Genomic DNA, 24,100 nt, shown 5'->3' with positions numbered 1-24,100 from the left:
GGCGCGGGCCTCAGCCCCAGAGCATCTGCGCGACGACCAGCGCGCCGACCACGTCCGGGCCGCGTACCACCTGCCGCACCAGATCGATTGGGATCATCCCGAAGGGGGTGTCGGCCGCGGCGCCGCCGTACGTCATGGGTGGCCGGGTGCCCGCCCGGTAGGCCGCCGCCACGGTGCCGAGCACGAGCACCCCGTCGATGACGCCGACGCCGGACCGCACCGCCGGCAGCGTCGCCGCGTACCAGACCACCACGGCGACGGCCGGCACCACGAGATGGGCCAGGGTCACCAGGGTGTCGCCGCCGCCCAGCGCACGCCGCAGCCCGGCGGACCGGTTGACGGCACGCAGCCCGCCGGTCAGCCGGCCGGCCGCCAGGAACCCGAGGACCACCTGCGCCGGGCCGGCCGACGCCGGCAGCGCCACCGTGACCGCGTACGTCGTCAGCAGCAGCGCCGCCCACACCACGAGCGCGCTGGGATGGCGTACCGGACGCCACAGCTCGACCTGCACGAGCACGCCGAACCGGCCGAGGGGACGGAGACGGCGGCTCGCCACCCGGCCGATCGACCGCCAGCGGCGGCTCTCCACCAGGTCGGTGAGGATCGAGGGGTCGAGCATCACCGTGGCGCCCGCCGCCGCGCCCGCCGCCTGCGCACCCGTGGCGAGCGAGGCGCGGTCCACGAACGGCAGCGCCCGGTACGCCAGGACCACCGCCGTCACGGTCGGCGGCCACGCCACCAGCGCGACCACCCCGATGACGGAGCCGGCCGGCGGCGGTACGGACCGACCGGCCAGGTGACCCGCGACCACCGTCGCCGCCACCGCCGCGCCGACGCCGAACAGCGCCCGGTCGAGGACCCGAACCCACTCCGAGGTACGCGGGCTGGCCTGGGCGACGACGGCCAGGGCCACGGCCGCGGTCGCGCAGGCGGCGCCGGCCGTCGCCGAACCGGCGAGCCGGTGCGCCCCGCCGCCACCGGTCGCCGCCGCCGAGGCCAGCCCGAGCAGGCCGCCACCGGCGAACGCCGCGACCAGAAGCCCGACGAATCGGGGCAGCAGCCACGCCCGGCGGTCGACCGGCGAGCTGACCACCCAGGACTGCGCGGCCGGCGCCACCACCAGCGGACCCACCGCCCGCAGGCCCCGCCAGGCCAGCCCGACGACGGTCAGCGCGGCGGCGACGCCGATCCAGTACCGGTCCCCCGGGTCACCCTGGCGTCCCGACGGCGAGCCGAGGTAGTCGCGGACCCCGTCGAACAGCGCCCAGCCGTACATGCCGCAGAAGAGCACGAGGACGTACGCGTCGGTGAACAGGTCACCGAGCGAGGCCTCCCGGTGGCGCCGCCGGGTGCGCCGCAACCACCTCCGGAGCCGGCGGGCGTCGGCCGGGCGTCCGGGCGGATCCGCAGCTCGGTGGTCACGCACCGACGCCGATCTCGAGCCGGTCGTCCGCGACCGTCGCCGCCAGCTCGGCGTCGTGCGTCGCCATCAGCACGGCCGTGCCCTCGGCCTTCTCGCGCAACAGCCGGTCGGCCAGCCACTCGCGGCCCCCGGCGTCGAGGCGCTGCTCCGGTTCGTCCAGCACGAGCAGGCAGCGGGGGCGCACGAAGCACGAGGCCAACGCCAGCCGGCGGCGCTGCCCGCTGGACAGCGTCGACGGGAGTTGGTCCCGGGCCCGGTCCAGCCCCAGCTCGGTGATCACCTCGGCCACCGCCCGACCGGAGCCGCCGTGGGCGTACGTGACGAGTTCCAGGTGCTCCGACACGGACAGGTCCGGAAAGAAGTCGATGTCGTCGAGCGCGGCGGCGAGCAGCGCGCGCATCTCGGGATCGGTCTCGTAGCAGCGGCGTCCGTTCACCAGCACCTCACCCGCGTCGGGGCGGTCCACGCCGACCACGCAGCGCAGCAGCGTGGTCTTCCCGCTGCCGTTCGGCCCGACCACCACGGCGAGCCGCCCGGCGGCGAGGTCGAAGGACACGTCCTCCAGCACGACCAACTGTCCGAACCGCCGGGTCAGGCCGCGCACGCTGAGAAGGTCCACAACTCGCCACTGTGGCACAGCGGCGCAGCCCTCAGCGCTCGGTGAGGTGCCGGCGACGGGTCGCGCCGGGGGTGTCCTCGCGGTCGATCCGCAGTTCCCGCTCCAACTCGGCGATGACCGTACGCAGGTCGTCCAGGCGCTGGCTGATCGCGATCCGGTCCACCTCGTCCGGCACCCCGTCGCCGTCGGAGTCGTAGTCCGGCGACAGCCCCTCGGTCATCTCCAGCCGACGCGCCTCCTCCATCGAGTTGACGATGACGGCGATGAGGATGTTCAGCAGCAGGTTGACCGCGATCATGACGAAGCTGACGTAGTAGAGCAGCGTCCACGACGACACCTCGAGACCCTGTTCCAGCAGGTCGGGCAGCGTCTCCAGGGACAGCAGCACGAAGAGCGTGACCAGCGAGCGGCCGATGTCGCCGTACTGCTCGGGATAGCGGTCGCCGAAGATCAGCCAGCCGGCCATGCCGTAGACGTAGAGGGTGACGCCGGCGAGCGCGAGGAACGCCGCCACGCCGGGCAGGCTGCGCCACAGCGCGGTGACGATGGTGCGCAGGCCGGGTGAGAAGCGGACCAGGCGCAGCACCCGGGCCACCCGGACGAACCGCAGCACGGCCGGGTCGCCGTGCAGCCACGGTATGAAGATCGCGACGGTGACCAGCAGGTCGAACACGTTCCAGCCGTGCCGGAGGAAGTCCTGCGGCCGGCGGCCGTACGCGAGCACCCGGATGGTGATCTCCACGACGAAGACCAGCCGGAACATCCACTCGGTCCAGCGCAGCACCGACGCGGTGGTGCCCGCGTGCGGGTACGTCTCGATGCCCAGCACCACACCGTTGGCCATGATCAGCACGACGATCGCGACCTCGAACGGCCGGGACGCGACGATCCGGGCGCACCGGGCCGCCGGCCCCCGTTCCGCGCCGCCCGGGCGGCGTACACCCCGCTGGGTCGGCACGTCGGTTCGCCGGTCGACCATCACGACACCCTATTGGGTTAGCGTCGGCGGGTGATCCGGGCCGAGACGTACGCGCAGTGGATCACCCCTGCCCTCCCGCTGTACGGCGACGACCACGAACGGGCCGACTTCGCTCCCTGAGACGCGTGCCCCGATGCCACGCCTCTCTCACCCGACTTCTTCTCCGGGAGCGATGCCCCATGTCCGTCGACACCTCGATCCGGGCGGTGCTGCGCGCGCCGCAGGTCGCCCGGGTGCTCCTCGGCAGCCAGATCGGCCGGCTGCCCACCGCCAGCGGCCCGCTCGCGCTGCTGCTCTTCGCCCGCCAGTCGCTCAGCCTGGCCGCCGCCGGCCTGCTCGTCGCCGCGTACACGGCCGGGATGGCGGCCGGCACCCCGCTGCTCGCCCGGGCGGTGGACCGCTGGCGGCAGCCGCCCGTGCTGTGGACCGCCGCCGCCGTCTCCGGCCTCGGCTTCGGCGCGGTGGCGCTCACCGGCGGGCACCTGGCCGGCGCGATCACCGGCGCGGCGGTCGCCGGGTTCGGCACGCCGCCGCTGGAGGCGTGCCTGCGGACGCTCTGGCCGGCCCTGCTGCCGCCGGCGACGGTGCCCACCGCGTACACCCTGGACATCGCACTCCAGGAGGTGATCTTCGTGGTGGGGCCGCTGGTCACCCTGCTCGCGGTGACGGTCGGCGGGCCGACCGCCGGTCTGCTCGCCGCCGCCGTGGCGCAGCTCGCCGGCACCGCCCTGTACGCGCTCAGCCCGGCCGCCCGGGCCTGGCGCGGGGTGGCCGCGGTCCGGCACTGGGCCGGGCCGCTGCGCGTACCGGGGTTCGGGGTGATGCTGCTCGGCGTGGTCGGCGTCGGCGCGGCGGTCGGCAGCATCGCGGTGGCCGTGACCGGTTACGCCGAGGCGGCCGGCGACCGGCGGCTCAGCGGCTGGCTGCTCGCGGCGCAGGCGGGCGGCGCGCTCGTCGGTGGCCTGCTCTGGACCCGGGTCCGTCCGGGCGGTCCGGGCCGCCTGCCGTTGCTGGCCGCCGCGCTCACCGCCGGGTTCCTGCCACTGCTGCTGGCGCCCGCGCCGGCCCCGATGGCCGCGCTGCTCGCGGTGAGCGGGCTGGCGCTGCCGCCGGTGCTGACCGCCGTCTTCCTCACCGCCGAGCGGCTGGCCCGACCGGGCACGGTGGCCGAGGCGTTCGCGTGGGTGAGCACGGCGTTCGTGGTGGGCAGCGCCGCCGGCTCGGCGCTCGCCGGCGCGTCCGCGGGCGTCCGCTACGGGCTGGTGGTCGCGCCTGCCGCCGCGCTGCTCGGCACGGTGGTGCTGGCTGCGGTCGCGCGGCGGGACCGGGCGCACGGTCGCGTGTAGCGGCGGCGTGAAAACGGGCGGGTCCGTCGTAACGGGGGCGTGAAAACCGTTGCCCCCCAGCGGCCCGGTCGGATGTGCTGTGTGCCGTCGGGTACGGATCCCGACCAGGGTGGAAGGACGACGGTGAGCAGGACGGGTCGGCGCATCCCAGCGGGCGTGTACGAGCCCCGCTGTGGCGGATGGTCGGCCGGTGCGGTCCAGACAGGGCATGGCCGCCCTCCGCATCCGGGTTGCGCGACCCTAGCCCCGTCCCTCACACCATGTCGCCGCGGCGGGCCGAGTCGGTTCGACCGGCCCGCCGCGTGCCCGTTCCCAGCGAAGAGAGCACAGCCGTGCACGACGACAGCGGCGCCGTCACCGTCACCGACTCCGGCAGGTATGTCGAGGTCAGCATGCGGCACGACGGTCGCCTGACGGCCCTTCGGATCAATCCCCACGCCAGGTACGACCTGACCGCCGCCGACCTGGCCGACGCGTGCCTGGAGGCGATCGAACGGGCGGATTCACTGCGGGCATTGTCGCACCGGGTCTCGGCCGGAGACCGGCCGTGAACCGGATGCCGTTCAGCCCGCCGTACCCGGCGACGGGCCGGAGGGCGGAAGACGCCGCTCCGGAGGACCGGCGGACCCGGGTGGTGTCGGGTGGGGGCCGGCGGTGGCGCGGGAGCGCGGTCGGCGGGTGGCCGGCGGCGGCGACCGGAACAGGTTCGCTTGTGCTCCTGGTCGGGGCGGCGGGATGTTCCCGGCTGGCCGGCCGGGCGGACCTGCCGGCCGGACTGGCGTGGACCACGGCGGCAGCCGTGCTGACGGTCGCCGCCCTGGCAGCCGCGCTCTCCACGCTGGCGATGTGCCGGCTCACCGTCGAGATCACCGCCTATCAGGTGGCGGTCCGGCACCCGTTCCTTCCGGGCCCGAACGCGGCGGTGCCGTTACGCCTGGTCCGGGCGATGTGGGCGGTCGACGTGCCGGCCCGGCCGTGGACGGTCTGGTGGTTTCCGTGGCCGGGCGCCTGGCGGCGGACCGCGTTGATCCGCAGCGGCTCCGCCGTGCGGTTGGAGTTGGCCTCGGGGCGGAGCTTCCTGGCCAGCGTGGACGACCCGGAGGGCGCGGTGGCGGCGTTCGGCCGGCTGCGCTGACGGACGTCTAGACGACGTGAAGAAAAGTCCTCCGGCTGTGAAATCGTCGTCGACGACGGCGAGCCGGGCCCGACCGCGCGGGAGCATCGGAGCATGACATCAGGGCTGGCGGACCAGATCCGCGCCGCTACGCCGGACGGGCCGCGGGAGGTACGGATGCACGAGGCGTTGGTCTGCGTACGGCTGCGGGTCTCCACGCCCGGCAGCCGACTGCTGGACTTCCTGCGGGCCGAGCCGTGCGCGGTCCAGGCGTGGTGGATCGCGGCGGACCTGGACGCGATGGTGCGGTTCGCGGCACCGAGCCGGCTGCTGCTGCAGCGGGCGGTGGCCGACCTGGGTCGCCGGGCCGGCGCCGAGGTGGTGGAGGTGCACAGTGTGCTGCGTCCACTGGACCTGTCGGCCTCGCTCACAGCCAGCCGCGACGCTTGAACAGCAGGTAGAGCGCGCCGCAGACGGCGAGCATCAGCACGACCGCGAAAAGATAGCCGTAGCGCCAGCCCAGTTCCGGCATGTGGGTGAAGTTCATCCCGTAGACGGTGCCGATCAGGGTGGGCGCGAACAGGATCGCCGCCCAGGCGGAGACCCGTTTGATCTCCTCGTTCTGCTCGAAGCTGGCCGCGGTCAGGCTGCGCATCTCCTCGTTCTGCGCCTGCGAGACCAGGGTGGCGTTGACGGTGAGGATGTTCTGCAGCAGGTGCCGGAAGCCGTCGATCCGCTCCACCACCTGGGTGAGGTGGTCGGCCACGTCGCGCAGTCGTCGGCGCAGTTCCTCGTCGGTGCCGTAGCGGTCGAAGCCGTGGGTGAGCGCGTCGACGACCTTCAGCAGCGGCCGGGTCGCCCGCTGGAACTGGATCACCTCGCGGCTCAGCTCGTAGATGCGGCGGCTGGCGTTCGGGTCGCCGCCGAACACCTCGGTCTCGATCTCGTCGATGTCGTTCTCCAGCCCGGCCACCACCGGCGCGTAGCCGTCGACCACCCGGTCGAGCACGGCGTAGAGGACCGCCTCGGGGCCGAGCGCCAGCACGCCCGGCTCCGCCTCCAACCGCCGGCGGACGGCCACGAGGTCGGGCGTGCCGCCGTGCCGGACGGTGATCACGAAGCCGGGCCCGAGGAAGAGGTGCAGCTCGGCGAACTCGACCGCCTCCCGGGCGTCCAGGTAGCGGGCGGCGCGCAGCACCACGAACAGGGTGTCGCCGTAGCGTTCCAGCTTCGGCCGCTGGTGGGCGTTGATGGCGTCCTCGACGGCCAGCTCGGGGAGCTGGAACTCGGCGGCCAGCGAGGCGACCTGCTCCCGGCTCGGCCGGCGCAGCCCGATCCAGGCCATCGCCGCGTCGAGCTGTTGGAGGCAGCGGAACGTGTCGGCGAGGCTGACCGGCGACGCCCGCCGGACCCCGTCGACGTAGACCCCGCTGTCGACCAGCCCGGCGGGCCGCTCCGGCTCGGCCGCGCCGGCGTCGATGGCGTGCTCGTCCAGTTGCCGGCCGAACCCCTCCGAGGACCGGTTGTCCGCCATGCCCCTCCCCCGCTGCTCGGCCGGCTCGCCGAGTCCCCCGCCGAAGCCGGCGCAAACGTCAGGGCCGGTAGCGGTAGCCCATCCCCGGCTCGGTGATCAGGTGCCGGGGCCGGGCCGGGTCGTCCTCCAGCTTGCGGCGCAACTGGGCCATGTACTGCCGGAGGTAGTTGGTCTCCTGCTGGTATTCCGGCCCCCACACGTCGTGCAGCAGTTGCCGCTGGCTGACCAGCTTGCCGGGGTTGCGCAGCAGCTTCTCCAGCATCGCCCACTGGGTGGGGGTGAGCTTGACCTCGACGCCGTCGTCCCGGGTGACGGTCCGGTCGGCCAGGTCGACGGTGTTGCGGCCGATCCGCAGCGCCGGCACGGCCGGGGCGGCCGGGGTGAGCCGCCGGGTCACCGCGCGGATCCGGGCGAGCAGCTCGTCCACCCCGAACGGCTTGGTGACGTAGTCGTCGGCGCCCGCGTCGAGCGCCGCCACCTTGTCCTCGCTGCCGGCCCGGCCGGAGAGCACGATGATCGGCACCCCGGTCCAGCCGCGCAGGCCCCGGATCACCTCGGTGCCGTCCAGGTCGGGCAGGCCGAGGTCGAGCACCACCAGGTCCGGCGGGTGGGCGGCGGCGGCCTTCAGCGCGGCGGCGCCGGTGTCGGCCACCTCGACGTCGTAACCCCGGGCGCGCAGGTTGATCCGCAGGGCGCGCAGGATCTGCGGCTCGTCGTCGACGACCAGGATGCGGGTCATTCCTGCGGCCCCTCCGGCTCGGTGGCGGCCGGCAGCCGCAGCACCATGGTGAGACCGCCGCCCGGCGTGGTCTCCGGGGTGATGCTGCCACCCATCGCCTCGGCGAGACCACGGGACAGGGCCAGGCCCAGCCCCACCCCGGTCTGGTTGTCCCGGTCGCCGAGGCGCTGGAACGGCAGGAACACGTGCTCCCACTGGTCCTCGGGGATGCCCGGCCCGGTGTCGATCACCCGCAGCTCGACCTGACCGGCGTGCGCGCTGCCGGTGATCGTCGGCGGTTGCCCCGGCGGGCTGTGCCGCAGCGCGTTGGCCACGATGTTGACCAGCACCCGTTCCAGCAGGCCGGGGTCGGCCAGCGCCGCCGGCAGGTCCGGCGCGATGTCCGTGGTCACCTCGGCCGCCGCCGCGCCCAGCTCGTCCAGGGCCCGGGGTACGACGTCCTCCAGCCCGACCGCGGTGGCGGTGACGCCCAGCGCGCCGGCCTGCAACCGGCTCATGTCGAGCAGGTTCGCCACCAGCCGGCCCAGCCGGTCCAGCGACTCGTCGGCGGTGGCCAGCAGCTCCTCCCGGTCGTCGGCGTCGAACTCCACGTCGTGGCTGCGCAGGCTGCTCACCGCGGCCTTGGCCGACGCCAGCGGCGTGCGCAGGTCGTGGCTGACCGCGGCGAGCAGCGCGGTCCGCATCCGGTCGGCGGCGGCCAGCGGGCGGGCGGTGGCCGCCTCCTCGGCGAGGCGTTCCTGGCGCAGCGCGAGCGCGGCCTGGGCGGCGAACGCCTCGACCACCCGGCGGTCGGCCGCCTCCAGCCGCCGGCCGGCGAGCACCACGCTGAGCCGGTCGTCCACCGGCACCACGGTCTCCCCGGCGCTCGGGCTGCCCGGCGGGGCGTCGCCGACGCCGGCCACCACCCGCCAGGCGCCCTCCGCCCGGGACCGGGCGGGTCGTCCCTCCGCCTCGGCGGTCAGCTCCAGCACGCTCACCGCGCGCAGCCCGAACGTCTCCCGGAGCCGGTCCAGCAGGGCGGGCAGCGGCCGCTCGCCGCGCAGCACGCTGCCGGCGACGGTGGCCAGCGTCTGCGCGTCGGCCGAGGCGCGGGCCGCTTCCCGGGTACGCCGGGCCGCCACGTCCACCACCCAGCTCACCGCGACGGCGACGCCGACGAACACGCCGAGCGCGAGCAGGTTGTCCGCCTCGGCGATGGTCAGCGTGCGGTACGGCGGGGTGAAGAACCAGTTCAGCAGCAGCGATCCGCCGAGCGCGGCGACCAGCGCCGGCCAGAGCCCGCCGACCAGCGCCACCCCGACCACGCCGGCCAGGAAGAGCAGGATGTCGTTGGTCAGGGTGAGGTCGGGCAGTGCTTCCAGCAGCAGCGTGAGCAGCGGCATGCCGAGCACGGCCAGCGCGTACCCGAGCAGCCGGCGACGGCGGGACAGCGCGGCGGGCACCCCGGCCCCGCGCCGCCCGCGCCCCGCCTCGGGGTGGGTGACCAGGTGCACGTCGATGGCCCCGGAGAGCGCGGTGGTGGTCACGCCGACGCCCCGGGAGAGGACCTGCGCGAACCGGCCCCGCCGGCTCGCGCCGAGGACGAGCTGGGTGGCGTTGACCCCGCGGGCGAAGTCGAGCAGCGCGGCCGGGATGTCGGTGCCGAGCACCTGGTGGTAGGTGCCGCCGAGGCTCTCCACCAGCACCCGCTGCCGGGCCAGTTGGACCGGGTCCGCGTCGGCCAACCCGTCGCTGCGGGCCACGTGCACGGCGAGCAGGTCGGCACCCTTGCTGCGGGCGGCGATCCGGGCGGCCCGGCGGATCAGCGTGTCGCCCTCGGGGCCGCCGGTCAGCGCGACGACCACCCGCTCCCGCGCCTCCCAGGTGTCGGAGATGCCCTGCTGGGCGCGGTACGCGTCGAGCTGTTCGTCGACCTTGTCGGCCAGCCAGAGCAGCGCCAGTTCGCGCAGCGCGGTGAGGTTGCCGACCCGGAAGTAGTTGCCCAACGCGGCGTCGATCTTGTCGGGCCGGTAGATGTTGCCGTGCGCCATCCGGCGGCGCAGCGCCTCCGGCGTCATGTCCACCAGCTCGACCTGCTCCGCGGCGCGGACCACCTGGTCCGGCACGGTCTCCCGCTGGGTGGTGCCGGTGATCTGCGCGACGACGTCGGTGAGCGACTCCAGGTGCTGGACGTTGACCGTGGAGAGCACGCTGATCCCGGCGTCCAACAGCTCCTGGACGTCCTGCCAGCGCTTGTCGTGGCGGGAGCCGGGCACGTTGGTGTGCGCCAACTCGTCGACCACCACCACCTCGGGACGGCGGGCCAGCACCGCGTCGAGGTCCATCTCGGTGAAGTCCACGCCGCGGTAGGTCATCGCCCGGCGCGGCACCACCTCCAGGTCGCCGACCATCGCCGCGGTGTGCGGCCGGCCGTGCGTCTCGACCAGGCCGACCACCACGTCGGTGCCGCGTTCGGCCCGGCGCTGGGCCTCCTCGAGCATGGCGTAGGTCTTGCCGACGCCGGGGGCCGCGCCCAGGTAGATCCGCAGCTCGCCTCTGCCCACGCCCCCATCCTCCCTGAGTGAAAGGAAGGGGCCCCGCTTAACGCCTTCGGTAGAGGCGGGGCCCCTTCTTAACAGCTGCCGGCGTCAGCGCGCCGGGTACTTCTCGTCCAGCGCGAGGTTGAGTTCCAGCACGTTCACGCCGGGCTCGCCCATGAAGCCGAGCGACCGGCCGGTGGTGTGCTCCTCGACCAGCCGGCGGATCGCCGCCGGGTCCGCGCCACGCTCACGCGCCACCCGAGCCACCTGGATCTCCGCGTACGCCGGGGAGATGTGCGGGTCGAGGCCGCTGCCGCTGGCGGTGACCGCGTCGGCCGGCACGGCCGGCTCCGCCGGGGCGTCCCCCCGGACCGGGGTGACCACCCCGCCCTCGGCCACGTAGTCCTGACCGGGCCGGGCCAGCTCGACCGGTACGCCCTGCCAGGTCGACACGAACGGCGTCGCCGGCGCGACCTGGTTGACGCTGACCACGCGGATGATCCTGCCGGTCAGGCCGTCGGCGCGGAACACGGCCAGCACCGCGCCCACCCCGTCCGGCGTGCAGTACGGGCGACGACCGTCCACGCCGTCCCGCTCGCCGACCGCCTTGCTGCGCGCGCAGACCTGGGTGAGCAGGCTCGGAGTGGAGTCCGCGGGGTCGGCGGCCAGCGTGTCCACCACGCTCTCCGGGCCGAGGTTGCTGGCCGAGGTGGAGGTCGGGTCGTAGCCGTCGCCGGCGGCGGACGGGCGGGACTGGAAGTAGCGCGGCACGGGGTTGCCGTCCGCGTCGGTGAACGACTGACCGATCAGCGAGCTGCCGACGGTCCTGCCGCCGACCTCGATCAGGGACCCGTCCGCCTTGCCGTCGAGGCCGGGGATCCGACCGACGGCGACCAGGGCGAGCGGGTAGACCAGACCGAGCAGCACGGTGAAGACGAGCACGGCGCGCAGGGCGGCCAGGTGCTGGGAGAGCCAACTGGGAAGGCGCATCACGAGATCCCCGGAATGAACTGGACGAGCAGGTCGATGAGCTTGATGCCGACGAACGGCACCACGATGCCGCCGAGGCCGTAGAGCAGCAGGTTGCGGCTGAGCAGCTTGGAGGCGCTGGCCGGGCGGTAGCGGACGCCCCGCAGGGCCAGCGGGATCAGCGCGACGATGACGATCGCGTTGAAGATGACCGCGGAGAGGATCGCCGACGCCGGGCTGGCCAGCCGCATCACGTTCAGCGTGTCCAGCGCGGGGTAGATGCCGGCGAACATGGCCGGGATGATCGCGAAGTACTTCGCGATGTCGTTGGCGATGCTGAACGTCGTCAGCGCGCCCCGGGTGATCAGCAACTGCTTGCCGATCTCCACGATCTCGATCAGCTTGGTCGGGTCGGAGTCGAGGTCGACCATGTTGCCGGCCTCCTTCGCGGCCGACGTGCCGGTGTTCATCGCGACGCCGACGTCCGCCTGGGCCAGCGCCGGCGCGTCGTTGGTGCCGTCACCGGTCATGGCGACCAGCCGGCCACCCTCCTGCTCCTTCTTGATCAGGGCGAGCTTGTCCTCCGGCGTGGCCTCGGCGAGGAAGTCGTCCACGCCGGCCTCGTCGGCGATCGCCTTCGCGGTCCGTGGGTTGTCACCGGTGATCATCACGGTCCGGATGCCCATCCGGCGCATCTCGTCGAAGCGCTCCCGCATGCCGGCCTTGACGACGTCCTTGAGGTGGATGACGCCCAGCGCCCGGGCCGGTTCGCCGGCGGTGTGCTCGGCGACCACGAGCGGAGTGCCGCCGGTGCCGCTGATCGCGTCGACCAGTTCACCGACCTGCTCGGTCGGGTGGCCCCCGTTCTCGCGTACCCACTTCATCACCGCGGCGGCGGCGCCCTTGCGGATCTGCCGGTCGCCGACGCCGCCGTCACCGGCCAGGTCGACGCCGCTCATCCGGGTCTGCGCGGTGAACGGCACGAAGGTGGCGTGCGGAATCAGGCCGGGCTCGCGCTCACGCAGCCCGAACTCGTTCTTGGCCAGCACCACCACCGAGCGCCCCTCGGGGGTCTCGTCGGCCAGGCTGGACAGCTGCGCCGCATCGGCGACCGTGGCCGCGTCCACGCCGGCCACCGGCAGGAACTCGGCGGCCTGCCGGTTGCCCAGGGTGATCGTGCCGGTCTTGTCCAGCAGCAGCGTGTTGACGTCGCCGGCCGCCTCGACCGCCCGCCCGCTCATGGCGAGCACGTTGCGCTGGACGAGGCGGTCCATGCCGGCGATACCGATGGCGGACAGCAGCGCGCCGATGGTGGTCGGGATGAGGCAGACCAGCAGCGAGACCAGCACGATGCCGGTGACACCGGAGTCGGTGATCGCCTGGGTGTCCGGCGCGGCGGCCTGGTAACCCTTGGCGAAGATCGCCAGCGGCTGGAGCGTGACGACCGCGAGCAGGAAGATGATCGTCAGCGCGGCCAGCAGGATGTTGAGCGCGATCTCGTTCGGGGTCTTCTGCCGGTTGGCGCCCTCGACGAGGGCGATCATCCGGTCGATGAAGCTCTCCCCCGGCTTCTGGGTGATCTTCACGACGATCCGGTCGGAGAGCACCCGGGTGCCGCCGGTGACCGCGCTGCGGTCGCCGCCGGACTCCCGGATCACCGGAGCGGACTCGCCGGTGATCGCCGACTCGTCGACGCTGGCGATGCCCTCGACGACGTCGCCGTCGCCCGGGATGATCTGTCCGGCCTCGACCAGGACGATGTCGCCCTGCTTGAGCTGCGGTGCGGGCACCGCCTCGTCGCGGTAGCCGTTGGCCGCCGCGCCCGGGGACCACCCGAGCAGGCGGGTGGCGATGGTGTCCTGCTTGGCTCGCCGCAGCGTGTCAGCCTGGGCCTTGCCCCGGCCCTCGGCGACCGCCTCGGCCAGGTTGGCGAAGACCACGGTCAGCCAGAGCCAGATCGTGATGGCCCAGGCGAACACCGAGGGATCGGCGATCGCGAGGACGGTGGTGAACAGCGCGCCGATCTCGACGATCAGCATCACCGGGTTGCGCCACAGGGTCCGCGGGTCGAGCTTGCGCAGCGCGTCCGGCAGCGAGCGGAACAGCTGCCTCGGGTCGAGCAGGCCACCACCGACCCGGTCGCCCTGGGTGGCCGGCGTGCCGGGGGTCGGCGCGTCGGCGGTGTCGGAAGGTGCCGTCATGTCCTTGTCTCTCATGGTGGTCACAGCCCTTCGGCCAGCGGGCCGAGCGCGAGCGCGGGCAGGAAGGTGAGCGCGACGAGGATCACCGTGACGCCGACGACCATGCCGACGAAGAGCGGCTTGTGGGTCGGCAGGGTGCCCTCGGACGCGGGCGTGGGCTGCTGGCGGGCCAGCGAACCGGCGAGCGCCAGCGCGAAGATGATCGGCAGGAACCGGCCGAGCAGCATGCACAGGCCCAGCGCGGTGTTCCACCACGGCGTGCTCACGGTGATGCCGGCGAATGCCGAGCCGTTGTTGTTGCTCGCCGACGTGAACGCGTAGAGCACCTCGGAGAGCCCGTGCGGGCCGACGTTGAGCGCGGTCGAGTTGTTGCCGGTGGCGAACGCGGCGGCGGTCCCGGTGAGCACCAGCGCCGGGGTGATCAGGAAGTACATCGAGGCGAACTTGATCTCGCGGGAGCCGATCTTCTTGCCCAGGTACTCCGGCGTGCGGCCGACCATGAGGCCGGCGACGAACACCGTGATCACCGCGAGGATCAGCAGCCCGTACAGGCCGGCGCCGACACCGCCGGGGGCGACCTCGCCGAGCATCATGTTGCCCAGCGTCATCATCCCGCCCAGCGCGGTGTACGAGTCGTGGAACGAGTTGACCGCGCCGGTCGAGGTGAGTGTGGTGGCGGCGGCGAAGGTGGCCGAGTTCGACACGTCGAACCGCACCTCCTTGCCTTCGAGGGCCGCGCCGACCGCCTGCGGCACCGTGCCGTGGCCGGTCAGCTCGAACACGTTGGTCAGGGTGATGCTGGCCAGCGCGAGGATCGCCATCACCGCGGCGATCGCGTAACCCTGCCGGTTCTGCCCGACCATCCGGCCGAAGACCCGGGGCAGGCTGAACGGGATCAGCAGGATCAGGAAGATCTCGATCCAGTTCGTCCAGGTGGTCGGGTTCTCGAACGGGTGGGCGCTGTTGACGTTGTAGAAGCCACCGCCGTTGGTGCCCAGCTCCTTGATGACCTCCTGGCTGGCCACCGGCCCGCCGGTGACCGTCTGGGTGCCGCCGGTCAGCGTGGTCACGTCGGTGCCGCCGGAGAGGTTCTGCACCGCGCCGCCGATCATCAGGGCGAGCGCGCCGAGCACCGCGATCGGCAGCAGGATCCGCAGCGTGATCCGGGTCAGGTCGACCCAGAAGTTGCCCAGCTCGCCGGTGCGACTGCGGGCGAAGCCCCGGACCAGCGCCACCGCGACGGCGATGCCCACCGCGGCGGAGACGAAGTTCTGCACCGCCAGGCCGGCCATCTGCACCAGGTGACCCATGGTCGACTCACCCGAGTACCACTGCCAGTTGGTGTTGGTCACGAACGACACCGCGGTGTTCCAGGCGCCGTGGGTGATCACCGGGTCGAGGCCCAGCGAGAGCCAGAGGTGGTTCTGCAGCCGCTGGAACGCGTACAGGAACAGGATCGAGACGGCCGAGAAGGCCAGCACGCTGCGGGCGTACACGCCCCAGGTCTGCTCGGCGGCCGGGTTGACCCCGACCAGGCGGTAGATGCCTCGCTCGACCCGGGCGGACCGGGTGCCGGAAACCACCCGGTACATGTGGTCGCCGAACGGCCGGTAGACGGCGACCAGCGCCACCACCAGCGAGAGCACGAAGAGCACCCCGGCTGTTGTCATGCTCATCAGAAGCGCTCCGGGAACAGCAGGGCGACGACCAGGAACACACCCAGTCCGATCGCCAGCACCAGGCCGACGGCGTTGACGGCGCTCACAGCTTCTCCACACCCCTCACCACGAGGGCGAGAGCCGCGAACAGCCCCACCGTCAGCAACACGAACAGCACGTCAGACACGGCTGACCTCTCCTAGCGGAAAATGTCCTCGCGACCGCCTCCCGGTCGCGCCGGGCAATCAAAACGCCCGCCCCCTCGAATGGACAGGGGCTATAACGCGACCATCACGTCCGCCCGCGCTTTCTTGACGCCCTTTTCACACCGAGCCACCGGACGGGTGAACGGGGTCACAAGAGTCCAGGCGGGCGGCCTGACGCCAGGAAGGAAGCAGCGGTGGCAGGCCGGACGGGCGGGAGGCGGGATCGTCGTGCACCGCCTCCGGGGAGTACTGCGCGGGCGCGCTGCCCCAGCCGTTCCGCAGGGTCGGCAGCGCCGGCGGACAAACGGCGGGATCCCGGCGGACCGTGCAGAGGTGGGTCCAGTCGGCCCCGAGGTCGAATACGTAGGCGAAGGGGTTCCCCGGCGTCAGCAGGCCGAGGCGGGTGCGCCGGCCGTCCCGGGTGCCGGGGAACGCCGGGCCGTCCCGCCAGGCCGACCAGCTGACCTCGACACCGCCGGGCAGCACGACCATGCGCAGGTGGTCGAGGTCCCGACGCCCGAAGGCGCGGTCGACGGCCTCGGCCAACTGCGCGAACGTGTGCTCTTCACCGGCGCTGACGACGCAGCCGGGGCGCGGCCACCATCGGCGGCCCCGCCCCGTCACCAGCTCCACCTCGATCGACAACACGCCCTGCGGTTCAGGCCGCACGGCGATCCTCGGAGCGGTCCGGCGGTGCGACCACGGCGACCGGGCCCGCTACCCGACGCAGCGGCGGTCCGGGAACGTCGTCGTGGTCGAGGTTGATCGAGCGGACGTACCGGTAGCCGGTGCCCAGCACCGCAGCGAACCCGATGAGCACCGCGTGGGACCAGGCGTCACCGGCGCCGGTCAGCTCGCCGTAGCGGTTCGCCAGGAAACCGACGAACGTCGCCGCGCCCAGTGCGGTCACCGCGGCGACCGCACGCAGGTCGGCCACCACCGCGGCGTACCCGCCGACGACGCCGGCGATCAGCAGGACCCGGCCGGGCAGCTCACCCGGCGCGAAGACCGCCGCCGCCACCAGCGCCGCGCCGACCACGAGCGCCGCGCCGCCCGCCACTCTGATCCCGGTCGGGGTGGGTTCCCCCGCCGGCCGAACTTCCTGATCTCGTACGACAGCCACAGCACGCCTCCGGCGACAGGACCGCGGGCCCGCAGCCCGCCCTCCCCGCCATACCAGCCGGGGCGGCCGCCCGGCGTCGATGGCTTTGACGCATCCGCTACGCGCGGTCGACGGATTTTGACGCCGCCTTGACGAGGCGGGGACGGCCGTGAACAACCCTCAATTGCCCGATGATTCGTGCACATCCCGTAGCGGGACGGCCGACCTGTGGGCTGCCCCTCACCCGCCGGGACGCTTTGCCTCGGATCTACGGGGAACGCCGGATCCGGGCGGGTCGAGCGGGCCGAACGCCGAACGGACCAGGCGGTTCGCCTCCTCCTGGTCGACGTCGGTGGCGACCAGGAGATCACTGGCCGCCGTCCGCACCTGGGCGACCACCACCGCCCCGGAGAAGTCGACGCCGGCGCGGTAGGCGCGACCGGCCTCGGCGACCGCCCGCAACGCGGACTCCCGGCACCGGGTCGGCTCCGGCGTGCCCCGGGCGAATTCCTTGCGCAGCGTGCGGGCCGCGTCGGCCAGCGCGGACACCGCGTCCGGCATGGGCTCCGGCACCCGCTCGCCGTCCGCGATCAACGTGACCGCCCGCCGGATCAGCGTGCCGCTGTTGCGCATCGCCCGGTCCACCGGCTCGACCGCCTTGGCGTACCGGCCGAGCGGCCCCTCCCGGGCGGTCCAGTAGACCGGCGAGAGCGTGGCGGCCTCCCGTGCGCCCTGCGCCGCCTCGCCGAAGGAGCCCATCTCCTTCTTGTTGTCCCGCAACCGGTCCCGGGCGGCGCGCGCCGCCTCCGCGTCCCGCTCGCGCAGCGCGTCGGCGGTGCGGTCCAGCTGCTCGGCGAGCAGGTCCAGGGCGGGGCCGGCGGCCCGGTTGATGATCCGCAACGGATTGAGCGGCAGCAGCACCGCGGTCACCAGGAGGGTGGCTCCGCCACCGATGAGCGCGTCGAGCACCCGGGGCGCCTCCAGGTCCGGCACCGTCGGCGTCAGCGTGCCGATCAGCACCGCCGTCGCCCCGGCCTGGACCACCAGCGCCGGGCTGCGTCCGACGAACGCCGCCACCACCACGGCCAGCGCGACGATCAGACCGAGCTGCCAGGCGCCGACCCCGACCACGCTGATCAGCAGGTTCCCGATCAGGATGCCGACCGCCACACCGATGATCAGTTCGACGGTACGGCGCACCCGCTGGCCGACCGAGGCGGCGAGCGCCACCACCGCTGAGATCGGGGCGAACACGGGTTGCGTGATGTCCAGCAACGAGTCCGCGACCCACCAGGAGAGGCCGGCCGCGAGCCCGGCCTGCGCGGCCAGCCCCGCGCCCGCCCGGACCCGGCGGAAGCGGTCGACCAGCAGCGCCGGCGCGGACCGCAGCCGGCGGATGAGCGGCCGGTCACCGGCGGCCCGTCCACTGCCCCCGCGTCCTCCCGCACCGGCCACGGCCGCGCGTACCCGCTCCCCGGCGGAGCAATCCTGCGGCACGCCGGGAGGGCGCAGCGGGCACTCAGCGGCCGGCGTTCGCGACCAGCGCCTCGGCGACCTCGCGCACCTTGCGGTTGGCGTCCTGGGACAGCTTCGACAGCAGCGCGAACGCCTCGTCCGCCGAGCAGCGCCGTTCGCCCATGATGATGCCCTTGGCCTGCTCGATCACCGCCCGGCTGCGCATCGCCTCCTGCATCTGCCGGGCCAGCGTGGCGGCGCTGTCGTAGAGGTGGGCGTTGGCCAGCGCGACGGCGGCGTACGCGGCGAAGTTCTCGGCGCTGCGGACGGCCACGCTGTCGAAGGCGTGCGGGGCCACACCGTACATGTTGAGCGCACCGGTGACCGCCTCCTGGATCGGCAGCCCGACCGACAGCGAGCTGCCGATGCCCGCCGCCCGGGCGTGTGCGGCCCACTCCGGCCAGCGCTCCTCCACGGCCAGGTCGGGCAGCGAGATGCTGGCCGCGCTGGCGGCGGCGTCCAGGCAGGGTCCCCGCTCGTTCCGGTACTGCCACTCGTCGAGTTGCCGGGCCAGGTCGCTGGTGCAGGCGGCGCTGGAGTTCCGGCCGCCCTGGGCCAGCGTCACGGTGACGTGGGCGCTGCCCGGGACGGTCTGGTTGGCCAGCTCGGCAACCCGCCGCAGGACGTCCTCCAGGCTCACCTCGTCCAACCTGATCCGGCTCAGCTCGGCGAGCGCCTCGCCGGGGTCCGTGCTCGGGGCTGCCATGGCGATCCTTGTCGATGCGGGGACGGCTGTCACCGCCAAGCTACCCGCCGGGCCGGACGCCGGCACGGGAACCCGGGCGTGCGAAGCCGCGCGGACCGACGTAACGTCGGAGACCGGGTCAAGACATGTGCCCTCCACCCGCTCACGGCCGCATCACGGCCGGGAGCGTCGCGCGAGTTCGTCGTGTGGGAGGTGCCATGTTGGAGGATTTGCCGGTTTTCGGCCGTCATCACGTTCCCACCGCGTCCGGATCGTGGCGACCGGACGAGCCGATCATGTGGTTGAGCTGCGAGGTCCACGGGGACGTGACCACGGTCTCGGTCGCCGGCGAGGTCGACCTCAGCAACGCGCACCTGCTGGCCGAACTGCTGGAGAACGTCGCCGGGGTGCGGGCGCCGTTGGTGGTGGTCCACCTCGCGGAGGTCACGTTCTTCGGCGCGCACGGCACCGAGGCGCTGGTGCGGGCCCGACGGCTGCTGCGCGAGCGGGGCGGGCGGCTGGTGCTGTGCCGTCCCTCGCGGGCGGTGCGCCGCGTGCTCGACGTCACCGGCACGCTTCCCGGCTTCGAGATCGTCACCCGTCTCCCGCCGGACGGGGTCGACCACCGGCCGGCACGTCCGGTCGCCCCCGGCGGAGCGGGGGTCGTAGAGTTGTCCGGTAGCTGACGTCCCGAGCGGGGCGTCACGAACGAGCGTCAAGAAGCGGCGCCGGCCCCGATCCTTCCCGGATCGGGACGACGGTCCGTTGTCGCGGGCCGTCCCGCCACCAGCCGTCCCCCGGTTCAGGGGCGACGGCGTCGCTTCCCACAAGGACGTCACAGCTCATGCCGCAGGCCCACCCCGACCTCGCCGCAGCCTTGATCAGACTCGGACGGATCAAGTACGACGAGGTCGACGTCGACGTGGTGTTGTCGATCATCGCCCAGGTCGCCAAGGACGCGATCCCGGGCACGGCCGAGGTCTCGGTCACGCTGGTCCAGGGCGCGACGGCGTACACCGCCGCGCACACCGGCGAGCTGGCCCTGACGCTGGACGAGTGGCAGTACGAGCAGGGCCGGGGCCCATGCCTGGACGCCGCGACCACCGGCGCCGCGATGCTGGTGCCGGACATGGCGGCGGAGAGCCGGTGGCCGGAGTGGGCGGTCCGGGCCCACCGGGCGGGCGCCGCGAGTTCCCTCTCGATCGGCCTGCCCATCCAGGAGGCCATGGTCGGGGCGCTCAACATCTACGGCGCGGCCCCGCGGGTCTTCGACGAGCAGGTCGACCTCGCGCAGACGCTCGCCGGGTACGCCGCCATCGCGCTGGCCAACGTCCACCTCTACGAGAGCACCGCCACGCTGGCGCAGCAGATGCAGGAGGCGATGCAGAGCCGGGCCGTGATCGAGCAGGCCAAGGGCATCATCATGGGTCGGCGCCGGTGCTCGGCCGAGGAGGCGTTCGCCATCCTGGCCCGGGTGTCGCAGGACTCCAACCGGAAGCTGCGGGAGGTCGCCGAGTCACTCGTCGACCGGGCGGTGCACGGCGGTCGCGACTGAGCGGCGGTGGCCGGTCAGCGCGGCATCGCGCGCCAGCCGGAGCCGCTCGCCCGCCACGCCCCGGCGAGGATGCTCGCCGAGCCCCGGCTCGGGCACTGCTGGATCTTGGACCGGCCGGCGGCGCCGCCGATCTGCGCCTGCACCTGCCACTGGCTCCCGTCGGTGCGGATGTAGACGTCGCGCCGACCACGCGGGTTGCTGACGCCGTTCCACCAGTGTTCCTCCACCACCATGACGTGACCGTACCGCAGCCGGTATGGTCCGGCCCACACCAGATCCGCGGGCCGGACCTCGCCGGGGTCAGCCGTCCAGCCGTCGGACCATGTTCATGATGGTCTCGACCTGGGCACCGCCCTTGATCGGGTAGTTCGTGGCGCCGAGGTATCCCCACCAGTCCCAGCAGCCGTTCGGGTTGACCGGGGTGGCGGTCGCCTGGGGGTAGAGCACGATCAGCCGGTTGGTGTCGGCGTACTGGTTGAGGTTGGCCCGGTCGACGAACGCGGTGCCGACCTTGGCGTACCCCTGGGCGCAGCCGTGCAGGGCGACCAGCAGTCGGCAGGTGGTGCCGGCGGCGCAGGAGCTGGGCACGTACGCGAAGCCGTTGCCGTCCATGCTCAGGCCGTTGGCCCAGCCGTTGACCGCGAAGCTGTCCTGGCCGAAGCGGATAAGGGTGCCGCCGAGCGGGCCGGTGTTCGGCGCGGCGACCGAGCCGAGCAGCTTGCCGAGGAAGGCGCCCTGCGGGTCGGTGCCGCAGTCGGCGAGGTACGGCGAGGCGGTGGCGGTGCAGCCGACCGTGCCGTAGGGCGTGACCCAGGAGTGCCCGGCGGCGCTGCCGGAGTCGTAGCGGACGCTGGCGCCGAAGTCCTGGTAGTACCGGACCAGGTCGTCGGTGACCGATTTCTTCACGGTGGCGTCGTTGTTGCCGTGGTAGACGTACACCGGCTGGCCGGAGAGGTTGCCGGTGCCGTCGATCCAGCCGTACCCGGCCCAGGCGCGGGTGTACGTCTCCAGGTTGCCCACGTACGTCGGGTAGAGGTTGTCGCCGCAGCCGTAGAGCGCCTGCGGGATGGTGTTCTGCGCGCAGTAGTAGGGCCCGGCCGCGAAGATCGCCGCGCCCCGGACGCGGGCCGAGTAGGCGACCTGGAGCTGGGTGGCCATGTAGCCGCCGGAGGAGACCCCGGCGACGTAGACGGCCGAGACCGGGTACGAGCGCAGCGAACCGGCGACCGGCGTCTTGGTCCAGGGGGTGGTCGCGGCCCGGGCGGCGACGCCGCCGGGCAGGACGAGCAGGAGTGCGGCGGCGAGGGTGGTGACGGCCTTCCACGGTGTCTTCATGGTGTTCTCCCGTCGGAGTGCCGGTGGGACGACCGGCGTGCCGGCACCGTAGCGTGACATTGACCACAGCAGATATCCGCACCGTCGACACCTCGCCCGAGGCGGCGGTGTGGGCCGACCACCCCGAAAACTCCTGGATCGTCGCCGCCGCGCGGGCTAGCGTCCCGGACGACGTCACTCCGAGACCGTGAAGAGGGTGTTTTGGTGCCCGTGCCGACCGCGCCGAACCGGATCGACCCGCCCGCAACCCTCTTCTGCCATCGGAGCGACCACCATGGATCTGCCACGTAGCTTCACCATCCGCGAGGGTGACCTCCGCGTCCTCAACCCGATCGACGAGGCCAAACTGGCCACGCTCGGCCGGGCGATCAGACTTACGCCCGGTGCCGAGCTGCTCGACCTGTGCAGCGGCAAGGGCGAACTGCTCTGCACCTGGGCCCGGGACCACGCGATCACCGGCACCGGGGTCGACATCAGCACCGTCTTCACCGCCGCCGCCCGGGACCGCGCCGCCGGGCTGGGCGTCGCCGACCGGGTCCGGTTCGTGCACGGCGACGCCGCCGCGTACGTCCCGGAGCGTCCGGTCGACGTGGCCTGCTGCGTCGGCGCCACCTGGATCGGCGGCGGCGTCCCCGGCACCCTGGAACTGCTCGACCGCGCACTCCGGCCGGGCGGCATGGCGCTGGTCGGCGAGCCGTACTGGCGGATCGACCCGCCCGACGAGGAGACGGTGGTCGGGTCGCACGCCCGGTCCCGGGACGAGTTCCGCGACCTGCCCGGCCTGGTCGCGCTCTTCGGCGAGTGCGGCTGGGACCTCGTCGAGATGGTCCTCGCCGACCAGGACAGCTGGGACCGGTACGCCGCCGCGCACTGGCTGAACCTGCGCCGCTGGCTGGACGCCAACCCGGACGACGAACTGGCCCCGGAGCTGCGGCGGGAGCTCACCGAGGACCCGCTGCGGTACGTCCGCTTCCAACGCGAACATCTGGGTTGGGGAGTTTTCGCGCTGCTGCGTCGCTGACGCCGCCCGACGCCCGGCCGACGCGTCGACACGCGCCGGCCGGGCTTAGCGGATCGCTACGGAGGGTAAAGCCAGATCATGGGACAGTTGCGCACCTCGCCGCCGCCGCCACAGGCCACCGAGCTGGAGCGGTGGGTGCTCGACACCCCCGAGCAACTGCGCGACGTCCGCGCCTCGCTGCGCGACGCGCTGAACCGGCACGGGCTGGTGCAGGGCGAGGATCTGGACGAGGTGCCGCACATGGTGCTGCTCGTCGTCACCGAGCTGGCCAGCAACGCGCTCCGGCACGGCCGACCGCCCACCATCGTCACGCTGCTCGCCACCGACGACTGCTTCCTGCTCGACGTGGCCGACCACGACGTCAGCTCGGTGCCGGAGCTGTCCGACATCCATCCGCTGGACTCGGGCGGACGAGGGCTGTTCCTGGCCCAGTCGATCTCGCTCGACGTCGGCTGGTACTCCACCGCCACCACCAAGAACATCTGGGCGTCGTTCTCCCGGTGAGGTGGCCGCGACCGGTCGACGGGACGGCGCGGTGGGTGGGCCCGCCGGCGCCCGACGCCGAGCCGCCGGCGGACCCGCCGGTCTAGAAGCCCGCCACCGGGTGCGGGACGTACGGCGCCTCCAGCGCCGCCACCTCCTCGTCGGTCAGCTCCAGGTCCAGCGCGGCCACCGCGTCGGTCAGGTGGTGCGGCTTGGTGGCGCCCACGATCGGCGCGGTCACCGCCGGGTTACGGGCCACCCAGGCCAGCGCCACCTGGGCCCGCGGCACACCGCGCCGCTCGGCCACCCGGGCCACCGCGTCGATCACCGCCCGGTCGTGCTCCTCGGTACGCGCGTAGAGCGTGCGGCCGAACTCGTCGGTCTCCGCCCGCGCGGTCCGCTCCTGCGGGTCCCGGGTCAACAGCCCTCGGGCCAGCGGGCTCCACGGGATCACCGCGACGCCCTGGTCGAGGCAGAGCGGCAGCATCTCCCGCTCCTCCTCCCGGTAGAGCAGGTTGTAGTGGTTCTGCATCGAGACGAACCGGGTCCAGCCGTGCCGCTCGGCGAGCCAGAGCGCCTTGGCGAACTGCCACGCGTACATCGACGAGGCGCCGAGGTAGCGGACCTTGCCGGCCCGGACCAGGTCGTGCAGGGCCTCCAGCGTCTCCTCGATCGGCGTGCCCGGGTCGAGGCGGTGGATCTGGTAGAGGTCCACGTAGTCGGTGCCGAGCCGGCGCAGGCTCGCGTCGATCTCGCTCATGATGTGCTTGCGGGACAACCCGCCCCGGTTCGGACCCGGCCCCATCCGGCCGTGCACCTTGGTCGCGATCACCACGTCGTCGCGGCGGGCGAAGTCCTTCAGCGCCCGGCCGACGATCTCCTCGCTGGTGCCGTCGGAGTAGACGTTCGCGGTGTCGAAGAAGGTGACGCCCAGCTCCAGCGCCTGCTGGATGAAGGGGCGGGCGGCGTCCTCCGGCAGCGACCACGGGTGGCCGCCCCGGCTCGGCTCGCCGTAGCTCATGCAGCCCAGGCAGAGCCGGGACACCTCCAGGCCGGTGGACCCGAACTTGACGTAATCCATGGCGTCCATCCCATCA

The 24,100-nt window shown here is 73.2% G+C and carries 25 protein-coding genes; 8 read left to right on the top strand and 17 right to left on the bottom strand.

From position 1 onward, the window contains the following. Positions 1-10: 10 nt before the first annotated feature. The 3 genes from ACN27B_RS12825 to ACN27B_RS12815 are packed head-to-tail and all read right to left on the bottom strand — an operon-like array spanning position 11 to position 3,021. Entirely contained in the window at positions 11-1,360 is a 1,350-nt protein-coding gene (locus ACN27B_RS12825) for a DUF6297 family protein (protein ID WP_422745114.1), read from the bottom strand. 58 nt (positions 1,361-1,418) lie between these two features. Beyond that, positions 1,419-2,042: a heme ABC exporter ATP-binding protein CcmA gene (gene ccmA, locus ACN27B_RS12820; RefSeq protein ID WP_422745112.1), complete on the bottom strand. Its 624-nt coding sequence runs from the start codon at positions 2,040-2,042 to the stop codon at positions 1,419-1,421. A gap of 31 nt (positions 2,043-2,073) precedes the next feature. Next, positions 2,074-3,021, bottom strand: coding sequence for an ion transporter (locus ACN27B_RS12815; RefSeq protein ID WP_253865980.1), 948 nt, complete (start codon positions 3,019-3,021; stop codon positions 2,074-2,076). 179 nt (positions 3,022-3,200) lie between these two features. Between ACN27B_RS12815 and ACN27B_RS12810 the strand changes: the two genes are divergently transcribed. The 4 genes from ACN27B_RS12810 to ACN27B_RS12795 all read left to right on the top strand — a co-directional run bounded on the left by ACN27B_RS12810 (position 3,201) and on the right by ACN27B_RS12795 (position 5,931). Beyond that, positions 3,201-4,367: an MFS transporter gene (locus ACN27B_RS12810; protein ID WP_422745110.1), complete on the top strand. Its 1,167-nt coding sequence runs from the start codon at positions 3,201-3,203 to the stop codon at positions 4,365-4,367. Positions 4,368-4,669: 302 nt separating this feature from the next. After that, positions 4,670-4,918, top strand: a complete 249-nt coding sequence (locus tag ACN27B_RS12805; RefSeq protein WP_422745108.1) for a hypothetical protein — start codon at positions 4,670-4,672, stop codon at positions 4,916-4,918. 161 nt (positions 4,919-5,079) lie between these two features. After that, complete coding sequence (locus ACN27B_RS12800) at positions 5,080-5,502, top strand: hypothetical protein (RefSeq protein WP_422745106.1); 423 nt, start codon at positions 5,080-5,082, stop codon at positions 5,500-5,502. A 93-nt stretch (positions 5,503-5,595) separates the two neighbouring features. Next, the gene (locus ACN27B_RS12795) at positions 5,596-5,931 is read left to right on the top strand and encodes a hypothetical protein (RefSeq protein WP_157779139.1); all 336 of its coding nucleotides are present in this window, start codon (positions 5,596-5,598) and stop codon (positions 5,929-5,931) included. On the opposite strand, the gene ACN27B_RS12790 is transcribed toward ACN27B_RS12795, so the two are convergent. The 11 genes from ACN27B_RS12790 to ACN27B_RS12740 form a co-directional block, all read right to left on the bottom strand. Then, positions 5,909-7,015, bottom strand: coding sequence for a magnesium and cobalt transport protein CorA (locus ACN27B_RS12790; protein ID WP_091583000.1), 1,107 nt, complete (start codon positions 7,013-7,015; stop codon positions 5,909-5,911). The two genes, ACN27B_RS12795 and ACN27B_RS12790, sit on opposite strands and share 23 nt — an antisense overlap. A 58-nt stretch (positions 7,016-7,073) precedes the next feature. Continuing rightward, positions 7,074-7,754, bottom strand: a complete 681-nt coding sequence (locus ACN27B_RS12785; protein WP_396820759.1) for a response regulator — start codon at positions 7,752-7,754, stop codon at positions 7,074-7,076. Next, entirely contained in the window at positions 7,751-10,297 is a 2,547-nt protein-coding gene (locus ACN27B_RS12780) for a DUF4118 domain-containing protein (RefSeq protein WP_422745103.1), read from the bottom strand. Before ACN27B_RS12780 ends, ACN27B_RS12785 begins: the two co-directional genes overlap by 4 nt. An 84-nt stretch (positions 10,298-10,381) precedes the next feature. Then, positions 10,382-11,263, bottom strand: a complete 882-nt coding sequence (locus tag ACN27B_RS12775) for a potassium-transporting ATPase subunit C (protein ID WP_422745101.1) — start codon at positions 11,261-11,263, stop codon at positions 10,382-10,384. Beyond that, positions 11,263-13,443: a potassium-transporting ATPase subunit KdpB gene (gene kdpB, locus ACN27B_RS12770; RefSeq protein ID WP_099162756.1), complete on the bottom strand. Its 2,181-nt coding sequence runs from the start codon at positions 13,441-13,443 to the stop codon at positions 11,263-11,265. The genes ACN27B_RS12775 and kdpB overlap by 1 nt, the downstream gene beginning before the upstream one ends. Before the next feature lie 20 nt (positions 13,444-13,463). Beyond that, positions 13,464-15,119 (bottom strand): potassium-transporting ATPase subunit KdpA, encoded by a 1,656-nt coding sequence (gene kdpA, locus ACN27B_RS12765; RefSeq protein ID WP_099162757.1) that lies wholly within the window; start codon positions 15,117-15,119, stop codon positions 13,464-13,466. Beyond that, positions 15,119-15,208, bottom strand: coding sequence for a K(+)-transporting ATPase subunit F (kdpF, locus tag ACN27B_RS12760; protein ID WP_036343797.1), 90 nt, complete (start codon positions 15,206-15,208; stop codon positions 15,119-15,121). The genes kdpA and kdpF overlap by 1 nt, the downstream gene beginning before the upstream one ends. A gap of 216 nt (positions 15,209-15,424) precedes the next feature. Then, on the bottom strand, positions 15,425-15,976 hold the full coding sequence (locus ACN27B_RS12755) for a plasmid pRiA4b ORF-3 family protein (RefSeq protein ID WP_253865983.1): 552 nt from the start codon (positions 15,974-15,976) through the stop codon (positions 15,425-15,427). Continuing rightward, the gene (locus ACN27B_RS12750; protein ID WP_099162759.1) at positions 15,966-16,367 is read right to left on the bottom strand and encodes a hypothetical protein; all 402 of its coding nucleotides are present in this window, start codon (positions 16,365-16,367) and stop codon (positions 15,966-15,968) included. Before ACN27B_RS12750 ends, ACN27B_RS12755 begins: the two co-directional genes overlap by 11 nt. Before the next feature lie 282 nt (positions 16,368-16,649). Continuing rightward, positions 16,650-17,807, bottom strand: coding sequence for an FUSC family protein (locus ACN27B_RS12745; protein ID WP_371682303.1), 1,158 nt, complete (start codon positions 17,805-17,807; stop codon positions 16,650-16,652). A gap of 121 nt (positions 17,808-17,928) precedes the next feature. Continuing rightward, entirely contained in the window at positions 17,929-18,630 is a 702-nt protein-coding gene (locus tag ACN27B_RS12740) for an ANTAR domain-containing protein (RefSeq protein ID WP_091583022.1), read from the bottom strand. 125 nt (positions 18,631-18,755) lie between these two features. Between ACN27B_RS12740 and ACN27B_RS12735 the strand changes: the two genes are divergently transcribed. Further along, positions 18,756-19,295: an STAS domain-containing protein gene (locus ACN27B_RS12735; protein ID WP_422745095.1), complete on the top strand. Its 540-nt coding sequence runs from the start codon at positions 18,756-18,758 to the stop codon at positions 19,293-19,295. Positions 19,296-19,453: 158 nt separating this feature from the next. Further along, the gene (locus tag ACN27B_RS12730; RefSeq protein ID WP_396820766.1) at positions 19,454-20,164 is read left to right on the top strand and encodes a GAF and ANTAR domain-containing protein; all 711 of its coding nucleotides are present in this window, start codon (positions 19,454-19,456) and stop codon (positions 20,162-20,164) included. 14 nt (positions 20,165-20,178) lie between these two features. Here ACN27B_RS12730 and ACN27B_RS12725 read toward each other — a convergent pair whose 3' ends face one another. Together ACN27B_RS12725 and ACN27B_RS12720 are read right to left on the bottom strand one after the other, a co-directional pair. After that, positions 20,179-20,397 carry a hypothetical protein gene (locus tag ACN27B_RS12725; RefSeq protein WP_091584256.1) on the bottom strand — a complete coding sequence of 73 codons (219 nt, stop codon included), beginning with the start codon at positions 20,395-20,397 and terminating at the stop codon, positions 20,179-20,181. A gap of 67 nt (positions 20,398-20,464) precedes the next feature. Then, the gene (locus ACN27B_RS12720; protein WP_099164794.1) at positions 20,465-21,499 is read right to left on the bottom strand and encodes a PHB depolymerase family esterase; all 1,035 of its coding nucleotides are present in this window, start codon (positions 21,497-21,499) and stop codon (positions 20,465-20,467) included. 274 nt (positions 21,500-21,773) lie between these two features. On the opposite strand from ACN27B_RS12720, the gene ACN27B_RS12715 reads away from it, so the two are divergent. Together ACN27B_RS12715 and ACN27B_RS12710 are read left to right on the top strand one after the other, a co-directional pair. Further along, positions 21,774-22,520 (top strand): SAM-dependent methyltransferase, encoded by a 747-nt coding sequence (locus ACN27B_RS12715; RefSeq protein ID WP_099162762.1) that lies wholly within the window; start codon positions 21,774-21,776, stop codon positions 22,518-22,520. Positions 22,521-22,598: 78 nt separating this feature from the next. Then, on the top strand, positions 22,599-23,024 hold the full coding sequence (locus tag ACN27B_RS12710) for an ATP-binding protein (RefSeq protein WP_099162763.1): 426 nt from the start codon (positions 22,599-22,601) through the stop codon (positions 23,022-23,024). An 82-nt stretch (positions 23,025-23,106) separates the two neighbouring features. On the opposite strand, the gene ACN27B_RS12705 is transcribed toward ACN27B_RS12710, so the two are convergent. Continuing rightward, on the bottom strand, positions 23,107-24,084 hold the full coding sequence (locus ACN27B_RS12705) for an aldo/keto reductase (RefSeq protein ID WP_422745953.1): 978 nt from the start codon (positions 24,082-24,084) through the stop codon (positions 23,107-23,109). Between the last annotated feature and the right edge of the window lie 16 nt (positions 24,085-24,100).

This window comes from Micromonospora sp. WMMD754, from assembly GCF_049315235.1.
Taxonomy (GTDB): domain Bacteria; phylum Actinomycetota; class Actinomycetes; order Mycobacteriales; family Micromonosporaceae; genus Micromonospora; species Micromonospora sediminicola.
This window is presented reverse-complemented; position numbering and strand designations above follow the sequence as displayed.